18 protein-coding genes are annotated in these 25,814 nt (G+C 69.4%); 7 read left to right on the plus strand and 11 right to left on the minus strand.

Annotation, left to right across the window (positions count from 1 at the left end; genetic code table 11):
* Window positions 1-9: 9 nt before the first annotated feature.
* Together BM228_RS11620 and zwf are read right to left on the minus strand one after the other, a co-directional pair.
* On the minus strand, window positions 10-231 hold the full coding sequence (locus tag BM228_RS11620; RefSeq protein WP_092040182.1) for a hypothetical protein: 222 nt from the start codon (window positions 229-231) through the stop codon (window positions 10-12).
* 5 nt (window positions 232-236) lie between these two features.
* Entirely contained in the window at window positions 237-1,763 is a 1,527-nt protein-coding gene (gene zwf, locus BM228_RS11625) for a glucose-6-phosphate dehydrogenase (protein WP_092040185.1), read from the minus strand.
* 114 nt (window positions 1,764-1,877) lie between these two features.
* Between zwf and dmeF the strand changes: the two genes are divergently transcribed.
* A complete protein-coding gene (gene dmeF / locus BM228_RS11630; protein ID WP_092040187.1) occupies window positions 1,878-2,825 on the plus strand; it encodes a CDF family Co(II)/Ni(II) efflux transporter DmeF in 948 nt (315 codons plus the stop codon).
* A 58-nt stretch (window positions 2,826-2,883) separates the two neighbouring features.
* On the opposite strand, the gene BM228_RS11635 is transcribed toward dmeF, so the two are convergent.
* From BM228_RS11635 to BM228_RS11660, 6 genes are all read right to left on the minus strand, one after another.
* Window positions 2,884-4,374, minus strand: a complete 1,491-nt coding sequence (locus BM228_RS11635) for an efflux transporter outer membrane subunit (RefSeq protein ID WP_139234083.1) — start codon at window positions 4,372-4,374, stop codon at window positions 2,884-2,886.
* Between the two features lie 281 nt (window positions 4,375-4,655).
* Window positions 4,656-8,096: an efflux RND transporter permease subunit gene (locus BM228_RS11640; RefSeq protein WP_092040192.1), complete on the minus strand. Its 3,441-nt coding sequence runs from the start codon at window positions 8,094-8,096 to the stop codon at window positions 4,656-4,658.
* Window positions 8,093-8,827: an endonuclease domain-containing protein gene (locus tag BM228_RS11645; protein WP_244537108.1), complete on the minus strand. Its 735-nt coding sequence runs from the start codon at window positions 8,825-8,827 to the stop codon at window positions 8,093-8,095. Before BM228_RS11645 ends, BM228_RS11640 begins: the two co-directional genes overlap by 4 nt.
* Window positions 8,824-11,949: an MdtB/MuxB family multidrug efflux RND transporter permease subunit gene (locus BM228_RS11650; RefSeq protein WP_092040195.1), complete on the minus strand. Its 3,126-nt coding sequence runs from the start codon at window positions 11,947-11,949 to the stop codon at window positions 8,824-8,826. Before BM228_RS11650 ends, BM228_RS11645 begins: the two co-directional genes overlap by 4 nt.
* A gap of 22 nt (window positions 11,950-11,971) precedes the next feature.
* The gene (locus tag BM228_RS11655) at window positions 11,972-13,369 is read right to left on the minus strand and encodes an MdtA/MuxA family multidrug efflux RND transporter periplasmic adaptor subunit (protein ID WP_092040197.1); all 1,398 of its coding nucleotides are present in this window, start codon (window positions 13,367-13,369) and stop codon (window positions 11,972-11,974) included.
* Between the two features lie 213 nt (window positions 13,370-13,582).
* On the minus strand, window positions 13,583-13,762 hold the full coding sequence (locus tag BM228_RS11660; RefSeq protein ID WP_092040200.1) for a hypothetical protein: 180 nt from the start codon (window positions 13,760-13,762) through the stop codon (window positions 13,583-13,585).
* A gap of 325 nt (window positions 13,763-14,087) precedes the next feature.
* On the opposite strand from BM228_RS11660, the gene BM228_RS11665 reads away from it, so the two are divergent.
* From BM228_RS11665 to BM228_RS11685, 5 genes are all read left to right on the plus strand, one after another.
* Window positions 14,088-15,242 (plus strand): aminotransferase, encoded by a 1,155-nt coding sequence (locus BM228_RS11665; RefSeq protein WP_092040202.1) that lies wholly within the window; start codon window positions 14,088-14,090, stop codon window positions 15,240-15,242.
* An 81-nt stretch (window positions 15,243-15,323) separates the two neighbouring features.
* Window positions 15,324-15,824 (plus strand): DUF4112 domain-containing protein, encoded by a 501-nt coding sequence (locus tag BM228_RS11670; protein ID WP_092040205.1) that lies wholly within the window; start codon window positions 15,324-15,326, stop codon window positions 15,822-15,824.
* A gap of 202 nt (window positions 15,825-16,026) precedes the next feature.
* Window positions 16,027-17,241: an ABC transporter permease gene (locus BM228_RS11675; protein WP_092040208.1), complete on the plus strand. Its 1,215-nt coding sequence runs from the start codon at window positions 16,027-16,029 to the stop codon at window positions 17,239-17,241.
* A 401-nt stretch (window positions 17,242-17,642) separates the two neighbouring features.
* Window positions 17,643-18,194, plus strand: coding sequence for a Ros/MucR family transcriptional regulator (locus BM228_RS11680; protein ID WP_092040211.1), 552 nt, complete (start codon window positions 17,643-17,645; stop codon window positions 18,192-18,194).
* A gap of 267 nt (window positions 18,195-18,461) precedes the next feature.
* Window positions 18,462-21,245: a bifunctional diguanylate cyclase/phosphodiesterase gene (locus BM228_RS11685; protein ID WP_244537109.1), complete on the plus strand. Its 2,784-nt coding sequence runs from the start codon at window positions 18,462-18,464 to the stop codon at window positions 21,243-21,245.
* 74 nt (window positions 21,246-21,319) lie between these two features.
* Here the strand turns inward: BM228_RS11685 and BM228_RS11690 are convergent, their stop codons facing one another.
* On the minus strand, window positions 21,320-22,762 hold the full coding sequence (locus BM228_RS11690) for an FAD-linked oxidase C-terminal domain-containing protein (protein ID WP_092040216.1): 1,443 nt from the start codon (window positions 22,760-22,762) through the stop codon (window positions 21,320-21,322).
* 199 nt (window positions 22,763-22,961) lie between these two features.
* Between BM228_RS11690 and BM228_RS11695 the strand changes: the two genes are divergently transcribed.
* Entirely contained in the window at window positions 22,962-23,987 is a 1,026-nt protein-coding gene (locus BM228_RS11695; RefSeq protein ID WP_092040218.1) for a KpsF/GutQ family sugar-phosphate isomerase, read from the plus strand.
* A gap of 218 nt (window positions 23,988-24,205) precedes the next feature.
* Here BM228_RS11695 and BM228_RS11705 read toward each other — a convergent pair whose 3' ends face one another.
* Together BM228_RS11705 and BM228_RS11710 are read right to left on the minus strand one after the other, a co-directional pair.
* Window positions 24,206-24,982: an SHOCT domain-containing protein gene (locus BM228_RS11705; RefSeq protein WP_092040222.1), complete on the minus strand. Its 777-nt coding sequence runs from the start codon at window positions 24,980-24,982 to the stop codon at window positions 24,206-24,208.
* A gap of 99 nt (window positions 24,983-25,081) precedes the next feature.
* Window positions 25,082-25,681, minus strand: coding sequence for a nitroreductase family protein (locus BM228_RS11710; protein WP_092040224.1), 600 nt, complete (start codon window positions 25,679-25,681; stop codon window positions 25,082-25,084).
* Between the last annotated feature and the right edge of the window lie 133 nt (window positions 25,682-25,814).

Below are 25,814 nucleotides of genomic sequence, written 5' to 3' on the forward strand. Positions count from 1 at the left end.
GCTGCGGCGTCATGCTTCCGAGGTGCCTGGGGCGTCTGGACCGGTATCGAGACGTCGCTGCGTAGCAGCGCGTTTGGCCGCAAACCGGACCTCGACCTCTGCCGCGCCGATCAGGTGGCCGGCCTTCGCCGAGGACAGGCCGATCTGCACCTGACGGCGGAACCACGCCTCATGCCCGGTCTCGTCCCGGTCATGGTCGGTGATGAAATTGCCCGGTCGCTCGGTCGTCACGGGCCTCAATCCGTCTTGCCGTCGAGGCCCAGCCAGTGGCGGCCGTCCCGGGCCAGGAGGTCGTCGGCCTCCTTCGGCCCGGTGCTGCCGGCCGAATAGGGTTTCACGTCCGCCTGCGGCCAGCCTTTGAGCAGCGGGTCGACCGCCGCCCAGCCGGCCTCGATGTTGTCGGCCCGCTGGAACAGGGTCGCGTCGCCGATCATGCAATCGTACAGCAGGGTCTCGTAGCCGACATTCGGCTGGTCGGCGAAGAAATCCTTGTAGCGGAACCCGGCGCTCACCCGGCCGATCTTCATCTCCGGGCCCGGGACCTTCACGTTGAACTGGGTGCCGACCCCGTGGTCCGGGTCGATCATGATCCGCATCACAGTCGGCCCGAGATCGGCGTTGGGGGTGTCCTCGAACATCTTGAACGGGGCCGGCTTGAACAGCACGGCGATCTCGGTGCGCCGCCCGGTCATGCGCTTGCCGGTGCGGACGTAGAACGGCACGCCGGCCCAGCGCCAGTTCTCGATGTTGAGCTTCAGGGCGATGTAGGTCTCGGTGACCGAATCCTTGGCGACATGCGGCTCGTCGCGATAGCCCGGCACGTCGTGCCCCTCCGAGGTGCCGGCCGTGTACTGGCCGCGCACCGCGTCCTCCGGGGGGATCGGCTTCACGGCCTGGGCGAGCTTGGCCTTCTCCGAGCGCACCGCCTCGGCGTCGAAGGAGTTCGGCGGCTCCATGGCGACCATGCAGAGCAGCTGGAACATGTGGTTGGGCACCATGTCCCGCAGCGCCCCGGTCGGCTCGTAGAAGCCGCCGCGCTCCTCGACGCCCACGGTCTCGGCCGCGGTGATCTGGATGCTGTCGATGTATTCCCGCCGCCAGACCGGCTCGAGCAGCCCGTTGGCGAAGCGGAAGGCCATGATCGACTGGACCGTCTCCTTTCCCAGGAAGTGGTCGATCCGATAGAACTGGCTCTCGTCGGCCTGCTTCAGGATCCGGACGTTGAGCTCCCGGGCGGAGGCGAGATCGGAGCCGAACGGCTTCTCGATCACCACCCGGCGGAAGTCGCCGTTTTCCTGTTTGAGCAGCCCGGCCTGCCCGAGCCCGTCGACGATGGTCCCGAAGAACCGGGCCGCCACCGCGCAGTAGAACACCGCGCTGCCGCTCACCTTCGCTTTGACCGCGGCAAAAGTCTCGGGCTTCTCGAAATCGCCCTTCAGGTAGTGGAGACGGTCGCGGATGAAGCCCCAGCTCTTCGGGTCGATGTGGTCGGCGTGGAATTCCGAGGTCGGGTCCTTGCTGAAGGCCTCCATGGTCTGGGTGAGGTTTTCACGAAGCGACTCGTCCGTCCCGTCCGAATGGTCGACGCCCAAAATCGAAAAGCCCTCCGACAGGAGCCCGGCGCCGGCGAGGTTGTAGAGCGAGGGCATCAGCAGGCGCTTGGTCAGGTCGCCGCCGGCTCCGAAGATCACCAGCGTGCAGGGCGGCGCCGGCTTGGTGCCGCTGGCCGCATCGTCCTTGAGGGCTATCGTCTGCTCGGCCATTCCTGGCTCCCATCCGGCTGCGACGCAGCAAATCGGCGTGACAACCCGCCGTAGCAATGCCCGTTCCGGCTGCCCGCCTCTATGCTGCGCCGAGCTTACGGTGAGGAGATTCGCATGCACACCCATTCCCTCGAACCCTGGAGCCACGACCACGTCTTCCTGGGAGACCGGCACGATCGCCATGCGCGCCGGACCTGGGCGGTGGTCGCACTGACGGCGGTCACGATGGTGGTCGAGATCGCCGGCGGCACCTGGTTCGGCTCGATGGCCCTGGTGGCCGATGGCTGGCACATGTCGACCCATGCAGCGGCGCTCGGCATCGCCGCCCTGGCCTATCGCTTCGCCCGGCAGCACGCGGAGGATCCGCGTTTCAGTTTCGGCACCGGCAAGTTCGGGGATCTGGCGGCCTTCGCCAGCGCCATCATCCTCGGCCTGATCGCCCTGCTGATCGGCGCCGAGAGCGTCGACCGGCTGCTCCACCCGGCGCCGATCGGCTTCGGGCAGGCGATCCCGATCGCGATCCTCGGGCTGGTCGTGAACCTCGCCAGCGTCTGGCTCCTGCACGACGACCATGACGACCATGGCCATCACGGGCACGCGCATGGCGGACACGGGGGGCACGGCCATGCTGGCCACGACACCAATTTCCGCGCTGCCTATATCCACGTGCTGGCCGATGCGCTGACCTCGGTACTGGCGATCGTCGCCCTGCTCGGCGGCCTGTATCTCGGCCTCGCCTGGCTCGACCCCGCCATGGGCCTGGTCGGCACGGTGGTGATCCTGGCCTGGTCCTGGAGCCTCCTGCGCACGGCCGGCCTCGTGCTCCTCGATGCACGGCCGTCGCCGGCCGCCACAGCGGAGATCCGCGCCCGCCTGGAGACGGAGGGCGACCGGGTCAGCGACCTGCATCTCTGGCAGGTCGGGCCGGGCCACCGCGCCGCCGTGATCGCCCTGGTCAGCGACCACCCGCAACCGCCGGCTCACTACAAGGCCCGGCTCGCCGGATTGCGGGGCCTGAGCCACGTCACGATCGAGGTGCAGCCCTGCCCGGGGCATGCCTGATCCGGGATCCCAAAGGGCTCAGCCCTTTGGCGGGGTTCGGGGGCGGAGCCTCGATAAGCTACTCGTCCACCCGGACGGCCTGGCCGCCCCGGTCGATCGGCAGGGTCGGGCCCTTCAGCTCGGCATCGCTCGGCAGGGAGCGCACGTCCCAGCCGCCGCCCAGCGCCCGGATCAGCGTGACCGCCGCGGTGAAGCGGCTGAGCCGGACCTGGAGGGCGCTGATCTCGTTGTTCACGAGCAGGCCCTGCGCGGTCACCACCGTGGTGAAGTTCTGCGTGCCGGCCCGGTACTCGTTGAGGGTGATCTCCACAGCCTTGCGCGAGGATTCGACCGCCGAATCCTGCGCACCCTGCTGCAGGCCGAGGATGCGCAGGGCCGCCATCTGGTTCTCGACCTCTGCCAGAGCGGCGAGCACCACCTGCCGGTAATTGGCCACCGCCGCGTCGTAGCCGGCCTCGGCCGAGCGCAGGGCCGCCGTGCGGGCGCCGCCATCGAACAGGACCTCTGTCCCGGCCGCCGTCGTCGACCAGACCTGGTTGGCGGCCGAGAACAGGCCGTTGCGGGTCAGCCCGGACACGCCGCCCTGGGCCGAGATCGTCACCGTGGGGAAGAAGGCCGCCACGGCCACGCCGATCCGCTCGCTCTGGCCCTGCACCAGGCGCTCGGCCTGGGCCACGTCCGGCCGCCGCTCCAGCAGGTCGGATGGGATCCCCACCGGCACAGGCGGCGGGTTGCGGGCGATGCCAGCCACCGGGATCGAGACCTCCGAGGGCGGCCGCCCGATCAGGGTGGCGATGGCGTTGACGTACTGGACCCGGGTCAGTCGGATCGCGATGGCCTGGGCCTCGATGGTCTGGACCTGGGTCTGCGCGGTGATCACGTCGGAGCGGGCCGCGACCCCGGCCGCGTACTGGTTCTCGGTGATCCCCAAAGTCTTCTTGAAGTTGGCGACGTTCTCGTCGAGCACCTTCTGGAGGGCGTCGGCGTAGCGCACCGTCAGGTAATCGGCGGCGATCTCGGCCTGGATGGTCAGGCGGGTCAGCGCGATGGTGGCGGCGTCGGACTGGGCGAGCGCAGCCTCGCTCTCGATGTTCCGGCGGGTGCCGCCGAACAGGTCGAGCTCCCAGCTCGCCTGGCCGAGCAGCGACGCGCTGGTGCGCACGGTGCTGCCGCTGCCGGTGCGGGTGATGCTCGGGGCGCCGATCACGGTCGGGTACAGGGCGGCCTGGGCGGAGGCGACCAGGGCCCGGGCCTGCCGGTAATTCGCCACCGCCTGCCGCAGGGACTGGTTGTCGACATCGACCAGGCGGATCAGGCGGTCGAGGATCGGATCCTTGAACACCCGCCACCAGTCGCCGCGCTCCACCGCGTCGTTCGGCCGAGCCTCGCGCCAGCCCTTTTTGCGGGCCGCCACGACGGCCGGGCTGTCCTCCCGTTTGCCACCTTCTCTGTAGGCGAGCGGCGTCTCCACGGAGGGGCGGCTGTAGTCGGGACCGACCACGCAGCCCGCCAGGGCCGGAATGAGGGGAAGACAGAGAATATGGCGCAGTCCGAGGCTGCGGGCGCGTCTCCCTCCCCCCTCTGCGTAGGGAAGACGCTCTTCCGTCAGCAGCGAGCGGGCCGCAGCGGACCCCCTCTCCCGTGCGGGAGAGGGTTGGGGTGAGGGATACGCCCTTTCCGGAGAAAACTGTCCCCTCACCCTGTCCCTCTCCCGCACGGGAGAGGGGACCTGCGCCTCATGTGTCGCCGACGCGTGGGGGGAGCCCGCAGAGCCCGAAGAAATAGGCGCGCGCATGCGCGCCGCCGGTGTTTCACGTGAAAACGGACGCATCACTCTCCGGCCGGCAGTGCCGCTGCGCCGCCGGGCCCGGCGCCGCGGCGACGGGCGAGCACCCGGTGCCGGAGGCGGTCGAGGGTCAGGTAGACGACGGGGGTGGTGTACAAGGTCAGGATCTGGCTCACGATCAATCCGCCCACGATGGCGATGCCGAGCGGCCGGCGCAGCTCAGCCCCCTCGCCGGTGGCCAGGATCAGCGGCACGGCCCCGAGCATCGCGGCGAGCGTGGTCATCATGATCGGCCGGAAGCGCACGAGACAGGCCTCCCGGATCGCGTCCACGGGATTCGCGCCCCGGGTCCGCTCGGCGTCGAGGGCCACGTCGATCATCATGATCGCGTTCTTCTTCACGATGCCGATGAGCAGGAACACCGCGATCAGCGCGATGATGGTGAATTCGGTGCCGGTCACCAGCAGGGCCAGCACCGCACCGACGCCCGCCGACGGCAGGGTCGAGAGGATCGTCAGCGGGTGGACGAAGCTCTCGTACAAGATGCCCAGCACCGCGTAGACCGCCAGGATCGCGGCCAGGATCAGCAGCGGCTGGCGGGAGGCCGAGGCGACGTAGTTCTTGGCCGCGCCGGCATATTCGCCGTGGATCGTGGCCGGCAGCCGCAGGGACGACATCGCCCGGTCGATCGCCTCGGTGGCGTCCGACAGGCTCTTGCCCGGCGCGAGGTTGAACGAGATCGTGGTCGCCACGAATAGGCCCTGGTGGCTCACCTGCACCGGAGCGTTGCCCGGCTCGATCCGCGCGAAGGCCGAGAGCGGGATCATGGTCTCCTTGGCGGCCGAGACCGGGGCGCTCGACGAGGCGCCGCCCTTGCTCGCCGCGATGGCGTTGGACGAGGCGTTGCGGGCGGAATCCGAGGCGATCGCCGCGGCGTTCGAGGAGGCATCGGCCGTGCTGGCGGCGGCCGTGGCCGCTGCGGCGACGCCGGTTGAGGTGGCGCCGACCGCCCCCGTGCCGGTGGTGGCCCCCGTGGAGGCGGCGCCGCCGCTCCCCGGGCTGCTGGTGCCGGTGGCTGCGTTGGTGTTGACGCCCCCCGCCGCCGCCACGGTGCCGGCCACCGCGTTGGTGGTGGCCGAGCCCGGCGCGTTGCCCCCGGAGGTCGAGACGAAGATCTGCTTCAGGGTCTCGGGGGATTCCAGGTAGCGCGGGGCGATCTCCATCACGACGTGGTACTGGTTCAGGGGGTTGTAGATCGTCGAGACCTGGCGCTGCCCGAAGGCGTCGTAGAGGGTGTTGTCGATCTTGTTCGGGGTGATGCCGTACCGGAACGCGGTGGCCCGGTCGATCACCACTCGGCTCTCCAGCCCGCCCTCCTGCTGATCGGAGGTGACGTCCCCGAAAGTCGGGTCCTTCTGCAGGGCGGCGAGCAGCTTCGGGGCGGCGGCGAACAGCTCCTCGGCGGTGTCGCCCTGGAGGGTGTACTGGTACTGGGCGAAGCTCTGGCGGCCGCCCATCTGCAGGTCCTGGCGGGGGAAGACGTAGAGCCGCGCGCCCGCCACCTGGGCCAGCTTCGGCCGGAGCCGCGCCATCACCTCCGAGATCGGCGCCCGCTCGCCGATCGGCTTCAGGCCGATGAACACGTTGGCCGAGTTGGTACCGCGCCCGCCGGTGAAGCCGACGACGCTCTCCACCGCAGGATCGGCGCCCACGATGGTGGTGGCCTGCCGGAGCTTGGTCTCCATGGACTGGAACGAGATGCGCTGGTCGGCCTGGATGCCGCCCATCATCTGGCCGGTATCCTGCTCGGGGAAAAAACCCTTCGGCACGATGACGTAGAGGTAGACGTTGAGCCCCACTGTGGCGAGCAGGCTCAGCAGCACGAGGCGCGGATGGGCGAGCGCCACTTCGAGCGTCCGTGCATAGGCGTCGAGCAGCCGGGAGAAGCCGCCCTCCAGGCCGCGGATCAGAAGGTTCGGCCGGCGTCCCGCCGGGCGCCCGTGCCCCTCAGGTCGCAGCAGCCGCGCGCACATCATCGGTGTCGTCGTGAGCGACAACACCAAAGAAATCAGGATCGACAGCGACAGGGTGACGGAGAATTCCTGGAAGATCCGGCCGATCAGGCCACCCATCAGCAGGATCGGCAGGAACACCGCGATGAGCGACAGGCTCATCGAGATCACCGTGAAGCCGACCTCCCGGGCGCCGATCAGGGCCGCCTGGAGCCGGGGCTTGCCCTCTTCGATGTGGCGCTGGACGTTCTCCAGCACCACGATGGCGTCGTCGACCACGAAGCCGGTGCCGATGATCAGGGCGGTGAGCGACAGGATGTTGAGCGAGTAGCCCAGCAGGTACATCGCCGAGAAGGTGCCGATGATCGAGATCGGCACCGCCACCGCCGGGATCAGAGTCGCCCGGCCGGAGCGCAGGAAGCCGAACACCACCAGGATCACGAGGCCGACCGCCACCAGCAGCGTCTCCTCGGTGGCCGCCAGCGACGCCCGGATCGTGGCGCTGCGGTCACCGGTGAGCTTGATGTCGATGCCGCCCGGCAGCGCCGCGGTGAGTTGCGGCAGGGCCTGCTTCACGGCGTCGATGGTCTCGACCACGTTGGCGCCGGGCTGCTTGTAGACGAACAGCAGCACCCCGGCTTTGCCGTTGACGATGCCGAGATTGCGCTTGTCCTCGACGCCGTCGAGCACCTGGCCCACATCCGTGAGCTTCACCGCGGCGCCGTTGCGGTAGGCCACGATGATGTCGCGGTAATCCGCGGCCTTGCGGCCCTGGTCGTTGGCGTAGAGTTGGTAGCGCCGCCCGCCGGCATCGATCTCGCCCTTGGGCGAGTTGGCGTTGGCCGAGGCGAGCGCCGCCCGGATGCCTTCCAGGCCGATGCCGTAGTTGAACAGGGCGGTCGGATCGAGCTCCACCCGCACCGCCGGCAGGGACGAGCCGCCGATATCGACATTGCCGACACCCGGCAGTTGGGAGAGCTTCTGCTGCACCACCGTGGCGGCCGAATCGTAGACTTGGCCGCGGGTCAGCGTCTCCGAGGTCAGGCCCAGGATGATGATCGGCGTGTCGGCGGGGTTGAACTTGCGGTAGGTCGGGTTCTGCCGGAGCGAGGCCGGCAGGTCGGCGCGCGCCGCGTTGATCGCCGCCTGGACGTCGCGGGCCGCCCCGTCGATGTCGCGGTTCAGGCCGAACAGCAGCACGATCCGGGTGGAGCCCAGCGCGTTCGTGGAGGTCATCTCGTTGACGTCCGCGATGGCGCCGAGCCGCCGTTCGAGGGGCGCCGCCACGGTGGTCGCCATGGTCTCGGGCGAGCCGCCCGGCATCTGCGCCTGGACCAGGATCACCGGGAAGTCGATCTGCGGCAGCGGTGCCACCGGCAGCTTCAGGAACGCGAACAGCCCGGCGAGCAGCACGCCGATCGTGAGCAGCGTGGTCGCGACCGGCCGGCGGATGAACGGCTCGGAGATGTTCACGGGAGAGGCCTCCCGTGGTTTTGGCGGAGCGCAGCGTGCTCGTCGGAAGAGGCGCAACCGGCTCCGCGCATCTCCCTCCCCCCTCTGCGGGGGAGGGTGGCCCCTGCGTCAGCAGGGGTCGGGAGAGGGGACCCGGCTTCAGGATGGAGCGCAGCCTTCATGAAGGGCACAGCCCGATCCTGCACCGTTGCTCCCCTCTCCCGACCCCCTTCGGGGGCCACCCTCCCCCGCAGAGGGGCGAGGGATAGGGGGCGCGCCGCGGCGGCCTCGCCGACCCTGTCGAGGACCAGACCGAGATTGCTCAACACGAGATCGTTCGGGAAACGCAGGATCTCGAAGCCCTGGCTTTTCAGCCACGCATCGCGCTTCGCGTCACGGCGGCGACGCGCATCCGTCTCGTGCGGTTCGCCCTCCAGTTCGACGATCAACCGTGCGGAGGCACAGAGAAAGTCCGCACTATAGGGTGGAATCGGAACTTGCCGCCTGAACTTGAGTCCGTGAAAGCGCCCGGCACGCACCTGCTGCCAGAACAGATCCTCTGCACGGGTCCGCTCACGGCGCTGGCCTTTCGCGAAGATGCGCAGGCGGGGCGAAATCGCGTCGAAGCGGCGCCCTTCGTCGCGGCGCGCGCCACATCCTGCACCGTTGCTCCCCTCTCCCGACCCCCTTCGGGGGCCACCCTCCCCCGCAGAGGGGGGAGGGAGAGGCGCGGAATCGTCCCGACCCGTCACGGCACCGCCTCGCCGCTCTCAAGGGTAGGACCCCGCCGCCCCGCGATCCGGCGTTCCAGCCGATCAAACGCCAAATAGATCACCGGGGTCGTGAACAGGGTCAGGACCTGGCTGACGATCAGGCCGCCGGCGATGCAGATGCCGAGCGGCTGGCGCAGCTCCGAGCCGACGCCGGTGCCGAGGATCAGCGGCACCGCGGCGAACAGGGCGGCGAGCGTCGTCATCAGGATCGGGCGGAAGCGCAGCAGGCAGGCCTGGAAGATCGCCTCCCGGGGATCGAGCCCGTCCTCGCGCTCGGCCTGGAGCGCGAAGTCGATCATCATGATCGCGTTCTTCTTCACGATGCCGATCAAGAGCACGATGCCGATCACCGCGATGATGTCGAGGGACAAGCCGAACAGCATCAGCCCGAGCAGCGCCCCGATCCCGGCAGACGGCAGGGTCGACAGGATGGTGATCGGGTGGATGAAGCTCTCGTAGAGCACGCCCAGCACGATGTAGACGGTGATGATCGCCGCGAGCACCAGGAACAGCTCGTTGCTGAGCGCCGACTGGAAGGCGAAGACCGAGCCCTGCGGCACCACCCGGAACGAGGGCGGCAGACCGATCTCGGCCTTGGCCTGCTCGATCGCTTCGACGGCCTGACCGAGGGCTGCGCCGGGTGCGAGGTTGAACGACACGGTGGTGGCCGGGAACTGCCCGAGATGCGAGATCAGCAGGGGCGCCCGCCGCTCGCTGATCCGCGCCACCGCCGAGAGCGGCACCTGGCCGTTGGTGGCCGTCGAGGACGGCAGGTAGATCGTCTCCAGGCTGCGCAGGGTCGTGTGCAGGGTCGGGTCGGCCTCCAGGATCACCCGGTACTGGTTGGACTGGGTGAAGATCGTCGAGATGATCCGCTGGCCGAAGGCGTCGTAGAGGGCGTTGTCGATGGTCGCCGGAGTGATGCCGTAACGGCCGGCGGTGGGGCGGTCGATGGTGACATAGGCGGCCAGGCCTTGCGCCTGGTGGTCGCTCGCCACGTCGGCGACCACGGGGGATTTAGCCAGTGCCTCGGTGAAGCGCGGCACCCAGGTCTCGAAATCGTTGAGGTTCGGGCTCTCCAGGATGACTTGGTACTGGGTCGCCGAGACCGCGGTGTCGATGGTCAGGTCCTGGACCGGCTGCATGAACAGGCGCATGCCGGGCTCGGCCCGGGTCGCCGCATTGATCCGCCGGATGATCCCGCTGGCTGTCTCCGTCCGCGTGTCCTGCGGCTTGAGGTTGATCAGCATCCGGCCGGAATTGAGCGTGACGTTCTGGCCGTCGACCCCGATGAACGAGGACACGCTCGCCACGTCCGGATCCTTCAGGATGATCGCCGCCATCCGCTGCTGGCGCTCGGCCATGGCCGCGTAGGAGACCGACTGGTCCGCCTGCGTGATGCCCTGGATCACGCCGGTATCCTGGACCGGGAAGAAGCCCTTGGGGATGATCACGAAGAGGTAGACGGTGAGCCCCAGGGTTCCCAGCGCCACCAGCAGGGTCAGGCCCTGGTGGTTCAGCACCACCCGCAGCGCCCGCCCATAGGCGTCGATCGTGCCGTCGATGGCGCGGCGACCGGCCCGGGAGAAGACGCCCTCGCGGCGGCGCAGCTCGGCCTCGGGGGCGTGCTTCAGGAGGCGCGCGCACAGCATCGGCACCAGGGTCAGCGAGACCACCGCGGAGATCACGATGGTGGCCGCCAGCGTGATCGCGAATTCGTGGAACAGGCGCCCGACCACGTCGCCCATAAACAGCAGCGGGATCAGCACCGCGATCAGCGAGACGGTGAGCGAGATGATGGTGAAGCCGATCTCGCGGGAGCCCTTGAGCGCCGCTTCGAGGGGCGAGTCGCCGGCCTCGACGTGGCGGGCGATGTTCTCGATCACCACGATGGCATCGTCGACCACGAAGCCGGTGGCGATGGTCAGCGCCATCAGCGACAGGTTGTCGAGGGAGAAGCCGTAGAGGTCCATCACCGACAGGGCGCCGATCAGCGACAGGGGCACCGACAGGCTCGGGATCAGCGTCGCCGACAGGCTGCGCAGGAACAGGAAGATCACCAGCACGACCAGCGCGATGGCCAGCCCCAGCTCGAACTGCACGTCCTCCACGGAGGCGCGGATCGTGGTGGTGCGGTCGGTGAGGGGCGCCACCGCCACGGCGGTGGGCAAGCTCGCCTGCATCTGGGGCAGCAGCGCCTTGATCTTGTCGACCGTGGCGATGACGTTCGCGCCCGGCTGGCGCTGAATGTTGAGGATCACCGCCGGCGTCCCGTCGGCCCAGGCGCCGAGCTTGGTGTTCTCCGGCCCCTCGACCACGTCGGCGACCTCGGAGAGCATCACCGGGGCGCCGTTGCGATAGGCGATGATCGCCGAATCGTAGGCCTTCGGGTCGCGGATCTGGTCGTTGGCGTTGATCGCGTAGGATTGCTTCGGCCCGTCGATCGAGCCCTTGGGGGTGTTGACGTTGAGGTTGGTGATCGTGGTGCGCAGGTCGTCGATATTCAGCCCGTAGGCGGCGAGCGCCCGCGCGTTGAACCGGACCCGGATCGCCGGCCGCTGCCCGCCCGAGATGCTGACCAGGCCGACGCCGGCCACTTGGCTGATCTTTTGGGCCAAGCGCGACTCGGCGAGGTCCCGCACCTGCGTCAGCGGCAGGGTCTTCGAGGTCAGGGCCAGCGTCAGGACCGGCGCGTCGGCGGGGTTGACCTTGGCGTAGATCGGCGGCGCCGGGAGGTCCGAGGGGAGCAGGTTGCCGGCGGCGTTGATCGCCGCCTGAACCTGCTGCTCGGCGACGTCGAGGGGCAGGTCCAGGCTGAATTGCAGCGTGATGACCGAGGCGCCCGCCGAGGATTGCGAGGTCATCTGGTTGAGGTTGGCGAGCTGGCCGAACTGCCGCTCCAGCGGCGCCGTGACCGAGGAGGTCATCACCTCAGGGCTCGCGCCCGGATAGAAGGTCTGGATCTGGATCGTCGGGTAGTCGACCGCCGGCAGCGCCGAGACCGGCAGGTTCAGGTACGACACGCCGCCGACGATCAGGATCGCCAGCATCAGGAGCGTAGTGGCGACCGGACGGAGAATGAAGAGGCGGGACGGGTTCATGGCAGGCGCACCATGGCCGGGCTCACTGCGCCGACCGGCGCCCGTGCCGGCGGCCGCCCTCCGGACGCGCCGTGTCGGCCGTCCCGTCCGGTCCGGCGGCCGGCTTGCCGCCGGGCTTGTCGCCCGCCCCGGTGACCGCGCCGGTCGCACTTCCGGTCGCACTTGCGGCTTGCGCCCCGTCGGTGATCCGCACCTCGGCGCCGTCCTTCAGCCGGTCGGTGCCGTCGGTGACGATCCGGTCGCCCGGGTTCAGGCCGGAGACCACGACGGTGTTGGTCCCGTCGGTCTCGCCGGTCTTGATCGGACGGACCGTGACCTTGGCGTCCCCATCCATAAGGTAGACGTAGGTGCCGGGGGTGCCCTGCAGCAGGCCGGAATTCGGCACCAGGGTTGCGCCCCGCACCGTGTCGACGGTGAGCTTGGCGTTGACGAACTGGTTCGGGAACAGCTCCTCGTCGGCGTTGTCGAACAAAGCCCGCAGCTTCACCGTGCCGGTGGTCGTGTCGATCTGGTTGTCGACCGTGTCGAGGGTGCCGACCGCGATCTGGTGGGCGTCGCCGCGGTCGTAGGCGCGCACGGCGAGCTTGGCGCCGGCCCGGACCTGGCGCATCACCCGGGCGACATCGTCCTCCGGCAGGGTGAAGATCACCGAGATCGGGTGGAGCTGGGTCACCACCACGATCGCCGTGGAGGCGGCCGAGATGTAGTTGCCCTGGTCGACCTGGCGCAGGCCGACCCGCCCGTCCACCGGCGCGGTGATGTGGGTGTAGGCGATGTTGAGCTTCTGCTGATCGACCAGCGCCTGGTCGGCCGCCACCGTGCCCTCGTTCTGCTTGACCAGGGCGCCTTGCGTGTCGACGTTCTGCTTTGAGATCGAATCCTGCCGGTTCAGCGTCTGGTAGCGCTGCAGGTCGAGCTTCGAGTTCTGCAGCAGCGCCTGGTCGCGGGCGAGCTGGCCCTGGTACTGGGCGAGCAGCGCCTCGTAGGGCCGGGAATCGATCAGGGCGAGCTCGTCGCCGGCCTTGACGGTCTGACCCTCGCGGAACTTCACCGCCATCAGGTAGCCGCTGATCTGCGACTTCACCGTCACGGTGGCGAGCGGCGTCACGGTGCCGAGGCCCTGGAGCACCACCGGCATGTCGCCGGTGGTGACCGCGGCGATGCCCACCGCCTGCGCCATGTCGCCGCCGCCGTGCCGGCCGCCGCGACCGCCGCCCTTATGGGCCGCGGTCGGCTCTGCGCCCTTGTCGGTGCGGGCCTCGTACCAGCGATGGGCGATCGCGCCGGCGCCCGCCAGCAGGGCCAGGATCACGAGCCAGCGGATCGGCCGGAAGCGCCGCGTGCGGACCTCGCGCGCCGGCGCCTCGCCGGGCTGGTAGGCGCGCGCCCTGTCGGTGCGGATCGGTGAACTCTCGTTCATACCTGACTAGAGCACATGCCGGACGCCTGCGCGACCGACGGTACCCTATCCCTCGCTGTGCACGCCCCCATGGCGCATGTTCCGGCCACCCGACGCCCTGGCGGCCCGGACGGTTGCATCGACCTATGCGGCTATACGGGCCGGACTGCGTCCGACCGCTGCGGCATATTCCATCGCCGGGCGGCTGCTGGATGCCCGGCCAATGCGCCGTCACTAGGGCGCCGAGGTTTCAGCCGTGTTGCTGGGCTCCGCGGCGGACGGATCCGGTGTCGCATAGGCCTTCAGCACCGCGCGGAACGGCGCGTCCACGGGCGCGACCGGCAGGGCCAGCCGGAGGACGAGGCCGGTTCCGGCGATCAGCAGGGCGAGGAGGAGGCAGCGTGTCGTCTGCATGGGGGTATCCGGTGGCGCCGGACACGCTACCAGAGCGATGAGGTCTCCGGCATGCGAAAAGGGCCACCGATCCGGAGATCGATGGCCCTTTGACGAGGACCGGAGCGGCGTCTCTGATGACGGGGCGAGGGGGCAAAGCCCCGCCGGCGAGAGCGCCGCTCCGGCCGTGACACGAACCTACGATACGACTGATGAATGTCAACATTCGTCACAAGCGCGGCCGGCGCGGGAGCGCCGGGTCTGTGCGGCCGCGCACATTCCGCACGCCGCCGACCCCATGCTACATCCCGGCCATGCTTCGATCGTCCGCCGCGCCCAACCTCGCATGAACCCGGTCTTCACCACCCTCCCGACCACGGTGTTCGAGACCATGTCGCGGCTCGCCCGCACCCATGACGCGGTCAATCTCGGGCAGGGCTTTCCCGACGATCCCGGCCCGGCCGACGTGCGCGAGTGCGGCGCCCGGGCGCTCCTCGACGGCTGGAACCAGTACCCGCCGATGATGGGCCTGCCTTCACTGCGTGAGGCGGTGGCTGCCCATTACGCCCGGCATCAGGGCCTCGCCCTCGATCCCGAGACCGAGGTGATGGTCACCTCCGGCGCCACCGAGGCGCTGGCCGGCGCCCTGCTGGCCCTGATCGAGCCCGGCGACGAGGTCGTGCTGTTCGCCCCCATGTACGATGCCTACCTGCCGCTGGTGCAGCGGGCGGGCGGCGTGCCGCGGATCGTGGCCTTGCAGCCGCCGGCCTTCCGGCTCGACGAGGCGGCGCTCGCCGCCGCGTTCGGCCCACGCACCAGGGTTTTGGTCCTGAACAACCCACTCAACCCGAGCGCGACCCTGTTCGCACCGGACGACCTGGCGTTGCTCGCCCGGTACTGCACGCGCTTCGACGTCACCGCGATCTGCGACGAGGTCTGGGAGCACGTGGTCTTCGACGGCGCCCGCCACCAGCCGCTGATGGCGCTGCCGGGGATGCGCGAGCGGACGGTCAAGATCGGCTCGGCGGGCAAGATCTTTTCCCTCACCGGCTGGAAGGTCGGGTTCGTGATGGCCGATGCCCAGCTGATGCGGGTGCTCGCCAAGGCGCACCAGTTCCTCACCTTCACCACGCCCCCGAACCTCCAGGACGCAGTGGCCTACGGCCTCGCCAAGCCAGATGTTTGGTTCGAAGCCATGCGGGCGGGCTACGCCGCCTCCCGGGACCGGCTGGCCTCGGGCCTGCGCGATCTCGGTTTCCGGGTGCTGCCGGCGCAGGCCACGTGGTTCCTCAACATCGACATCGCGGGCCTCGGCCATGCCGACGACGTGGCCTTCTGTGAGGCCCTGGTCAGCCGCCATGGCGTCGCCGCGATCCCGGTGAGCGCGTTCTACCCGGACGGGTCCGTGCGCAGCCTCGTGCGCCTGTGCTTCGCCAAGGTCGACGCGACCCTGGACACAGCCCTGGAGCGGATGCGGGGCGTCGCCGGGGGTGCGGCATGATAGTCGCAGGGGGCCGTCTTGCGAGGATCCGGCCGGGGGGCCACGTCGTTGACCGTGATGGCTCTCCGACGGATCCCCGCGATGGAATTCACCCAGACTTCCCGACGCGCTCCCGGAGCCGGACCCTTCGCCGGCACCAAGACCTTTGCCGGCAGCGCATCGACGCGGCTGCCGCCGTTCCTGTCGACGGATCTCGACCGGGAGGCGAGCCTCGCCCGGCTGGAGACGCTGGCCCATTTCATGGACACGGCCTTCGTGATCCCGGGGATCAACCGGCGGGTCGGGTTCGACGCGCTGATCGGCCTCGTGCCGGTGATCGGCGACGTAGCCGGCATGGTGATCTCCTCCTTCATCGTCTACGAGGCCAAGCGCCTCGGCGCGCCCCGCTGGCTGGTGGCCCGGATGGGGCTGAACGTGGCCTTCGACGGTCTGCTCGGCGTGGTGCCGCTCGCGGGCGACCTGTTCGATGCCGCCTTCAAGGCCAACCGCCGCAACGTCCGCCTGCTGCGCCGCTGGATGGAGCGCACCGGCGGCGTCCGCCCGAACGAGATCGAGGGTACCGCGATCCGCCTCGACACCTGATTTTTTCTCGGGGTTCGCGACTGGAAGCGGTAGGTCCCGCATTCGTGATCGCCCCTGTCTGGTCATGGCACGCGCCTCTCCCTCCCCCCTATGTGGGGGAGGGAGAGGCGCGAGGCTTTGATCTCGGTCTTTATCCGTCGAACATGTGTGACCATCGTCGCTCCTGCGGCAGAGCGCATCTTCAAACTCTGCAGGGGCGGCCATGAACGAGATCGCGCGCCCCGGCGAGAGCGAGGTCGTCCCGGCGCCGATGCCGGGCGCTCAGCCGATCGTCCTGCGGCCCGATGAGGCCGTTCCTGCGCCGTCCCCGGTTGCGGGCGGTCGCGGCCGGCTGTCGCCGATCAATCGGCGCCGGCTCGACAATTTCCGGCGCAACCGCCTCGGCTACGGCTCGTTCCTGATCTTCGCGACGCTGTTCGTCCTCAGCCTGTTCGCCGAGTTCATCGCCAACGACCGTCCGCTCCTCCTGTCCTACAAGGGCGAGTGGCTGGTCCCGGTGCTGGTCGATTACCCGGAAGAGAAATTCGGCGGCTTCCTGGCCGTGACCGATTTCCGCTCGGTCGAGATCCGTAAGGAGATCGCCGAGCACGGCTGGGCGGTCTGGCCGCCGATCCGGTTCTCCTATGACACGATCAACGAGGACCTGCCGACCCCCTCGCCTTCGCCGCCGACCTGGATGCTGTCGGACGCCCAGTGCAAGCCGGTGGCGGAAAAGCTCGGCGGCTCGACCTGCGCCGACATCCCGTGGCACTGGCTCGGCACCGACAACACTACTCGGGACGTGCTGGCGCGGGTGATCTACGGCTTCCGCATCTCGGTGCTGTTCGGGCTGATCCTGGCCGCGGTCTCGTCGGCGATCGGTGTCGTGGCCGGCGCCGTGCAGGGCTATTTCGGCGGCTGGGTCGATCTCGCCTTCCAGCGGTTCATCGAGGTCTGGGGCGGTATCCCGACCCTCTACCTGATCATCATCATCTCGGCCTTCATCGCCCCCGGCTTCTTCGTGCTGCTCGGGATCATGCTGCTGTTCTCGTGGGTGGCGCTGGTCAGCGTCGTGCGCGCCGAATTTTTGCGGGCGCGGAACTTCGAATATGTCCGGGCCGCCCGCGCGCTGGGCCTCTCGAACCTGCGCATCATGACGGTCCACCTGTTGCCGAACGCCATGGTGGCGACGCTGACCTTCCTGCCGTTCATCCTCAACGGCTCGATCACCACCCTGACTTCGTTGGACTTCCTCGGCTTCGGCCTGCCGCCGGGCTCGCCATCGCTCGGGGAGCTGCTCGCTCAGGGCAAGGACAACCTGACCGCGCCGTGGCTCGGGCTCACCGGTTTCCTGGTGATCGCCGTGATGCTGAGCCTCTTGGTCTTTGCCGGTGAAGCAGTGCGCGACGCCTTCGATCCCCGCAAGACCTTCGCCTGAGACCGAGTCGGCCGTCCCAGCGCTGCCGGACCCCGCCTGTAATCCGCGGATCTGCAAAAATATTTTGCGACGTTCCGGCAAGACCGGTCAGCCGCTGGGAAAGACGCGCCTAGACCGCGCGCGTCCCCCATTCACCTGCGATGTAACTGTCTCTCCCGCCAGCGAAAACCCGGCTTCCGGCCTGCACCAGCATTCATCGCCCGCACGAGGATAAAGGGCAGCGTCAGTGTGGTGAAAACGCGACCAATGCAACTTCAACCTGTAACCATGCCTGGTCGATGCAGACCTGAACTTTCACTCGATCACAAGGAATTGTATGGGTCACCTTGCTTTTTTTGGCAGCTGTCTTAATTCGCAGTCAGAGGCTACCTCAACGAGCGTCCAACCCAGGGAAAGTGAGAATGTCCGAAGAAGCGTCGACATCCCAAGTGCACTATATCGAGCGGACGGTGGACGTCGTCGCGGCCTATGTCGCCAACAACTCCCTGCCCCCCACCGAATTGCCGTCGCTCATCGCGAGCATCCACGAGGCGCTGAATTCGATCGCCTCCGGACCTTCCGCCGGGGTTGAAGACACTGTCGAGCGGCCGACCCCGGCCCAGATCCGTAAATCGATCCGTCCCGATGGTCTGATCAGCTTCATCGACGGCAAGTCGTACAAGACGCTGAAGCGTCACCTGACCAAGCACGGCCTGGACCCGCAGGGCTACCGCGAGCGCTACGGCCTGCCGGCCGATTACCCGACCACCTCGGCGAACTATTCGGCGCAGCGCTCGGCCCTGGCCAAGAGCCTCGGCCTCGGCCAGCCGGGCCGGTCCCAGCAGGCCGACAAGGAGTCGGACTCCGAGGCCGATGCGGAGCCGACGCCCGCTCCGGCCCGCGGTCGCCGCAAGACCGCGTCCGCCCCGGCCACCAAGACCCGCTCCAGCCGCAAGGCCGTCGAGGCCGCCTGAGGCTCTCCGAGACCTCCCTCTGCGCCGTGCGGTGTGGAGGGAGGTTTTTGCGTTGCCGGCTTCAGGCCATCGGGCCGGAACGGCGTGTCTCCGACGCCCCCTGGCCTTCGCTGCGGCACACGTCCTCGCCGAGCCGACATCCCGATCGGCACGAAGCGCACACAGAACACGATTGTAAGATCACCGGCCAATCTACGCGATCGACACAAGAGCTCGTTAACGGAGCCACTATAGCGCTGTCATGAAGCGTTATTCGAGCGTGTTCTGGTGGGTTTGAAGTCTGCTATTCCGTTCCTCGCTTGGGTGACCTGGCGCAGCTGGCGGCGCACCCTCGACCTGCGGGCCTGGGCGGCGCTCGGGCTCGCGCTGGTCATCACGGGTTCGGCCGTCCTGTTCATCGCCCATCTGGAGACGCGCGCGGTCGAGGACAACGAGCGCAGCCTCGGCGGTCTCGCCACCGTCCTGGCCGACCAGGCGGACCGGTCCCTGCAGGCGATCGAGCTGGTCCAGGACGCCATCCTGGCCGAATTCCGCACGGCGGGGATCGCCACGCCCGAGCACTATGCCGAGGCCGCCTCCCGGCCATCCATGCACACGGCCCTGCAGACCTGGATCGCGGCGCTGCCGCAGGCGAACGCCATCACCCTCATCGACCGGACCGGACAGCTGCTCAATTTCAGCCGCTACTGGCCGATCCCGACCATCAGCATCGCCGACCGGGACTACTTCCAGGCGCTCTCCGCCGACCCGGCCCTGCAGCGCTACGTCGGCCAGCCGGTCCCGAACCGGGGCGACGGCGCCTGGACGATCTATATCGCCCGAAAGGTCGCGGCCCCGGACGGCACGTTCCTCGGCCTGATCCTGGGCGCGGTCGAGCTCGGCTATTTCGAGGGCCTGTACGACCAGACCTCGCCGGCGGACGACGCCGTCGTGTCGCTGTTCCGCAACGACGGCATGCTGCTGGTCCGGCATCCCCGGCGCGCCGGGACGATCGGCCAGACCTTCCCGGGCGCCGGCGCAGCCTTGATCGCGTCGAAGAGCCCCCTCGGCGGCGTCCTGCGCACGATTAGCCCGATCGACGGCCAGGACCGGCTCATCGCCGCCCATGCCCTGAAGAACTACCCGCTGGTCCTCAGCGTCAGCCGCACCGCGGAGGCCAGCCTGGCGGCGACCCATCAGCAGGCGGCCATCGTGGGCGCGGCGGCGATCCTGCTGGATCTCGGCCTGCTCGGGCTGGTCCTGCTCGGCCGGCGGCAGGCCCGCGCGCAGGAGCGGCTCGCCCAGTCCGAGGCCGCCCGGGCCGCCGCCGAGGCGCGCGAGCGCGGCGAGCGGGCCCTGCGCCTTCAGGATGCCCGGTTCGGCATCGCCCTCGACAACATGATCCAGGGCCTGTGCCTGTTCGATCGGGACGGCGCTCTCATCGTCATGAATGCCCGCTACGCGCAGATGTACGCGGTTCCCGATTCCCTGCGCCGGCCCGGGACCGCACTGGCCGCTCTCCTCGACCATCTGGGCGCCCGGGAGCGCGGCCTCGGCGCAGCGGCCGCAGCGGCCTTGGTGGCGGCCTGCGAGCGCACCGCCGCCCAGGGCCACCCGGTCTCCCTGACCTGCGACTTCGCCGATGGCCGGGCGGTCGACGTGGTCCACGCTCCGATCCCGGGCGGCGGCTGGCTCTGCACCCACGAGGATGTCACCGAGCGCCGCCGGAGCGAGGCCCGGGTCGCCCACATGGCCCGGCACGACGCCCTCACCGGCCTGCCGAACCGCCTGGTCCTTAAGGAGCGCATGGACGCGGCGCTGGCCCGCTGCGACGCGCGTGCGCCGGCCACCGTGCTGTGCCTCGATCTCGATGGGTTCAAGACCGTCAACGACACCTATGGGCATCCGGTCGGCGACGCGCTGCTCTGCGCGGTGGCGGCCCGGTTCGCCGCCACGGTGGCGGCCGACGACCTCGTGGCCCGGCTCGGCGGCGACGAGTTCGCCATCGTCCTCGGCGCGGCTGCCCTGCCGACCGATGCGGCGCGCCTGGCCCGCTGCCTGGTCGCGGCGCTGGAGATGCCGGTGACCGTGAACGGCCACGCGCTCGCGATCGGTACCAGTATCGGCATCGCCAGCGCGGACGACGCCTCCGGTACCGCCGCCACCCTGCTGCGGCAGGCCGATATCGCCCTGTACCAGGCCAAGGCCGCCGGGCGCGGCACCTGGCGGTTCTTCGATCCGGCCATGGATGTCGAGATCCAGCGCCGCCGGCAGCTCGGCACCGACCTGCGTCGAGCCCTGGCTGAGGGCCAGTTCACTCTGCACTTCCAACCGATCGTCGGCGCGCACAGCCAAGCCCTGCACGGCTTCGAGGCCCTGCCCCGCTGGCACCACCCGGAGCACGGCGAGGTCGGCCCGGTGGAGTTCGTCCCGCTGGCCGAGGAGGTCGGGCTGACCAGGGCGCTGGGCGCCTGGATTCTCGCCGCCGCCTGCCGGGCGGCGGCATCCTGGCCGGACCCGGTCCGGGTCTCGGTCAACCTGTCGCCGCCGTACTTTGCCGGCGATGGGCTCGAAGCGGATGTGCGGGCGGCGCTCGCCGCGAGCGGCCTGAGCCCGGAGCGCCTGGAACTCGAGATCACCGAGTCGGTCCTGCTGCAGGACAACGCCGCGAATCTGTCCCTCCTGCGGGCGCTGCGTGCCGCGGGCGTGCGGATCGCCATGGACGAGTTCGGGACCGGCTATTCGAGCCTCGGCACCCTGCACCGGTTCCCATTCGACCGGCTCAAGATCGACCCGGGCTTCGTCCGCAGTCTCGCCCGCGATGGCGGCAGCGTCGAGATCCTGCGGGCCATGGTCTGGCTCGGGCGCGCCCTGACGATCGATGTCCTGGCCGAGGGGGTCGAGACCCCTGAGCAGGCCCGGATCCTGCGGGAGGAAGGCTGCCACGAGTTGCAGGGCAACCTGTTCGGCCGGCCTGCGCCGGTGGCCGACCTCGCCGCGATCCTGGCCCGGACCGCCGACAGCTTGCGCAAGCCCGAGGCCGGGCAGGCCCGCGACGGCGTGGCCGCCTGACAGAAAGCCAAAGCTTCGTCAGGGCTCCGCCCTGACAACCCGCCAAAGGGCTGAGCCCTTTGGGATCCCCGAACTCAGGCTGCCTTGGCGTTCAGCCGTCCCTCCAGCGGAAAAACCTTGGCGGGGTTGAGCATCCAGTCGGGGTCGAACACCGCCTTCACCCGCATCTGCTGCTCGAGATCGGTCTGGGTGTACTGGAAGCGCATCAAATCGCGCTTCTCGATGCCGACGCCGTGCTCGCCGGTGAGGCAGCCGCCCACCTCGACGCAGAGCTTGAGGATCTCGTCGCCCGCGGCCTCGGCCTTCTGCAATTCGCCCGGCTTGTTGATGTCGAACAGGATCAGCGGGTGCAGGTTGCCGTCGCCGGCATGGAACACGTTGGCCACCCGCAGGCCGTGGCCGGCGCAGATCGCCCCGATCCGCTCCAGCACCGGCCCGAGCTGGCCGGTCGGGATCGTGCCGTCCATGCAGATGTAGTCGGAGATCCGGCCCGTGGCCCCGAAGGCCGACTTGCGGCCCTTCCAGATCGCGGCCGATTCGGCCTCGGAGCGGGAGACCCGCACGCTGGTCGGTCGAAAATCCTTGGCGATCGCCTCGATGCGCGCCAGCATCGCGTCGCACTCGGCATCCGAGCCCTCGACCTCGATGATCAGCATCGCCTCGGCGTCGCGCGGGTAGCCGGCTTTCGCGAAATCCTCGGTGATCAGGATCGCCTCGCGGTCCATGTACTCGATCGCCACCGGGATGATGCCGGCCGCGATGATCGCGGCGACGCAATCGCCCGCATCCTCGACCTTCGAGAAGCCGACCAGCACTGGCCGCGCCCCTTCCGCGGCGCGCAGGATCCGTACGGTCGCCTCGGTGACGATGCCGAGTTGCCCTTCCGACCCGCAGATCAGGCCCAGGAGATCGTAGCCGGGGCTGTCGAGGTGCTGGCCGCCAACCTCCACCACGGTGCCGTCGTTGAGCACCAGGGTGACGCCCAGCAGGTTGTTGGTGGTCACCCCGTATTTCAGGCAATGCGCGCCGCCGGAATTCATCGCGATGTTGCCCGCGATCGTGCAGGCGAGCTGGCTCGACGGGTCGGGGGCGTAGAAGAAGCCCTCGTGCGCCACGGCGCCCGAGATGGCCAGGTTGGTGAGTCCGCTCTGCACCCGGGCGGTGCGGTTCTCGAAATCGAGGTCGAGCACCTGAGTCATCTTGCCGACGCCCAGGATGATCGCGTCACCCTGCGCGATCGCCCCGCCGGCGAGCGACGTGCCGGCGCCCCGGGGCACCACCCGCACGCCCTGCGCATGGCAATAGGCCATCACGGCCGCGACCTCCTGGGTGGTCGAGGGCAGGACCACGGCCAGCGGCATCTGCCGGTAGGCGGTCAGCCCGTCGGTCTCGAAGGCCCGGCGCTCGTCCTCGCTGGTCACCAGCGCCTCCGGGGCGACCAGGGGCGCGAGGCCTGCCAGGATCGCCTCCCGCCGGGCGAGAATGTTCGGGTCGGGCTCGGGGAAGCGGATGGTCATGGGGCTCGGGCCCTTTTTTGGCTGGCGTGGTGGGAGCATGGACCCGCCGGGGCGTGCCTTCAACCGCCCGGCGGACAGAGAGGGGCGGCATGTCGTCCCGGCGTCACATTTCAACCATGACGGCTCCCTAGCGTCGCGCCGCTCGCTTCGCATCGCCCATTGGGCGCCGGATCCGCCCGACGGGTCCAGAACGGAACCGATGAACGCTCCCGCCTCCAGCGCCCTGCGCGACGATCTCTACGATTCCGCGGCCGCGAACCTCGCCACCACCCGCGATGTCGGGATCCGCAGCCTGCAACTGGGCATCGCCGCCCTGCAGGAGACCAGCGCGGCGTTCCAGGGCCGGCTCGGTGTCGCCTTCGAGGAGGCGGTGCAGACCATCCTGCAGAGCAAGGGCCGGGTGATCGTCAGCGGTATCGGCAAGAGCGGGCATGTCGGGCGTAAGATCGCCGCGACCCTGGCCTCCACGGGCACCCACGCTTTCTTCGTTCACCCCACCGAGGCGAGCCACGGCGATCTCGGCATGATCGCCCGCGACGACGTGATCATCGCTCTGTCGTGGTCGGGCGAGACCGCGGAGCTGTCCGACCTCGTCGGCTTCAGCCGCCGCTTCTCGATCCCCCTGGTCGCCATCACCCGCAACGGCGCCAGCACCCTGGGCAAGGCCGCCGACGTGCTGCTGGAACTGCCCCGGGTTCGTGAGGCCTGCCCACACGACCTCGCCCCGACCTCCTCCAGCCTGATCCAGTTGGCGCTGGGCGACGCCCTGGCGGTGGCGCTCTTGGAGCGGCGCGGCTTCACCTCGGCCCGCTTCCACACCCTCCATCCGGGCGGGACGCTCGCGGCCCGGCTCAAGACCGTGCAGCAGGTGATGCACGGCCCGCAGGACATGCCGCTGGTCTCCGAGACCGCGCTGATGTCCGAGGTGCTGATCGAGATCGCGGCGCGCCGCTACGGCTGCGTCGGCGTCACCGATGCCGCCGGCCGTCTGGTCGGCATCGTCACGGACGGCGATTTGCGTCGCCACATGGGCCCGGAAATCCTCGACACCCCGGTCTCGGCGATCATGACCCGCGAGCCCATTACCGTGGAGCCGCACAAACTCGCCCAGGCCGCCCTGGAGCTGATGAACCGCCGGCTGATCACCGCGGTCTTCGCGGTCACGGACGGCCGGCCCGTGGGCATCGTCCACGTCCACGACCTGCTGCGCGCCGGCATCGCGTGAGCGTTCGATGCCCCGCTGATCGCGAGCGAGGATTTTCCCATCCAAACCCCCTCATCCTGAGGGGCCGCAGCGAAGCGGAGGCCTCGAAGGAGGCTTCCAGGGATCGCGCGGCAGGCTGGAAGGCTCCTTCGAGGCCTCCGCTTCGCTCACACCTAGGATGAGGGCGTTGGTAGGACTGTCGAAATCTCGATAGCCAGTGGGCCTGGCGGGTCAAAAGATTACAGCCGGGCCAGCAGCTCCGCCTTCTTGTCCGAAAACTCCCGCTCGGTGAGCACGCCCCGGGCGTGCAGCTCCGCCAGCCGCTCGATCGTCGCCAGGACGTCGCCCGCGGGGGACGGCTCCGGCGCGGCTTTGCTCGGCGGAGGCGGCGCGGCCGGATCGACCTGCCGCGGGGCGGCCGTCTCCGCCTCGATCCGGCGCAGGCGGTCGAGGGCGACGACGCCGCTCGGGCCGGTGAAGTCGAGGCTGCCATTGGCCTGCGACACCCCCGAGATGTGGTGCTCCCCGGTATCGTAGAGCGCGATGCCGGAGCCGGACTCGATGGCGAGCCGCCGCGTGTCCGGGAAATAGGCGTAGCGCAGGCCGTTTTGCGAACCGGTGCTCGCCGGAGCGCCGAGGTCGGCGGGCCACCACTCGCCGCCGCCCCGCCGCGATGCGGGGCCGGTCTCGGAGAACCCGCCCGCCGGCAGGGCCGCGGCGAGCTCGGTGCAGAGGGAATCGACCCGCGCCTTCAGCCCGTCGTCGAACATCCGGCCGACCATCACCATGCCGCCGGAAAACCACTGGCCCATCCCGCCGAGATCGGGATGGTCGAACTGCGCCATCGTGCCGTGCCCGCGCTCCAGGGCCTGGACCAGATGGCGAACCGCATCGAGGCTGACCCCGTGGCGCTCGGCGATGCTGCGCAGGCCCGAGGCGTGGTCGAACCCGCCCTCGTCCAGGAACGGAGCGGGGGCGGCCGTTCCGCCGGGCGGGACCGAGGGTTTCGGATCCATGGGCAAGCTCCGATCGGCGCGGGGCGAGGGATGCGTCAGCCCCGCCGCGCTATGGCAATATCGACCAAGTCCCGGTCGCACCCCCGGTTCCGGACCGCCTCAGCCGCCGGATTGCGGGAACGGGCCGGCGATGACGAAATCGGTGATCGGCCGGCGGCCGTTCGGGGCCTCCCGGGGCCGCTGCTCCTCGGTGAGTTCGGCATCCGGCACCTTGCGGCCCACCGCGAAGGCGGCCTCGACCCGGTGGTTCTCGGGCAGACGCAGAACCTCGGGGGCGCGGACATGGTCGAACCCGGTCATGCCGTGGGCGTGCCAGCCCTGGTGGATCGCCTGGAGCTGGAAGGCCAGCGAGGCGGTCCCGGTATCGAAGGAATGGCTGTAGGAGGGCTTGAGCTCGTCGCCAACCTTCATGAACCCGTTCGAGACCAGGAACAGGATCGCGCCCGTGCCCGAGACCCATTTCTGGTTGCCGGGCACGAGCAGGCCGAAGAACGTGTCCCAGTTCGCGTCGCCCCGTAGGGCGTAGAGGAAGCGCCAGGGCTGCGAATTGTACGCCGACGGCGACCAGCGCGCCGCCTCGATCATCCGCAGCAACTCGGATTCGGGCAGCGCCTCGCCCGTGAAGGCGCGGGGCGAGTGCCGCGTCACGAAGATCGAATCGATGTCGTGGTCGGGCTGACGGGGCGGGGGCAGGCTCACGGGGATCGACTCCGGCACGGTGACGCTTTGGGTGCCGCCGACACTGCCCGAAATGCTTGGCCGGTGGCAAACCCCGGCCATCAAAAGAGAAGATGGTGTTGCGGAGGGTTGCCGTTCTGGCACCGTCCTTTTC

Origin of the sequence: Methylobacterium pseudosasicola (genome assembly GCF_900114535.1) — a bacterium.
Taxonomy (GTDB): domain Bacteria; phylum Pseudomonadota; class Alphaproteobacteria; order Rhizobiales; family Beijerinckiaceae; genus Methylobacterium; species Methylobacterium pseudosasicola.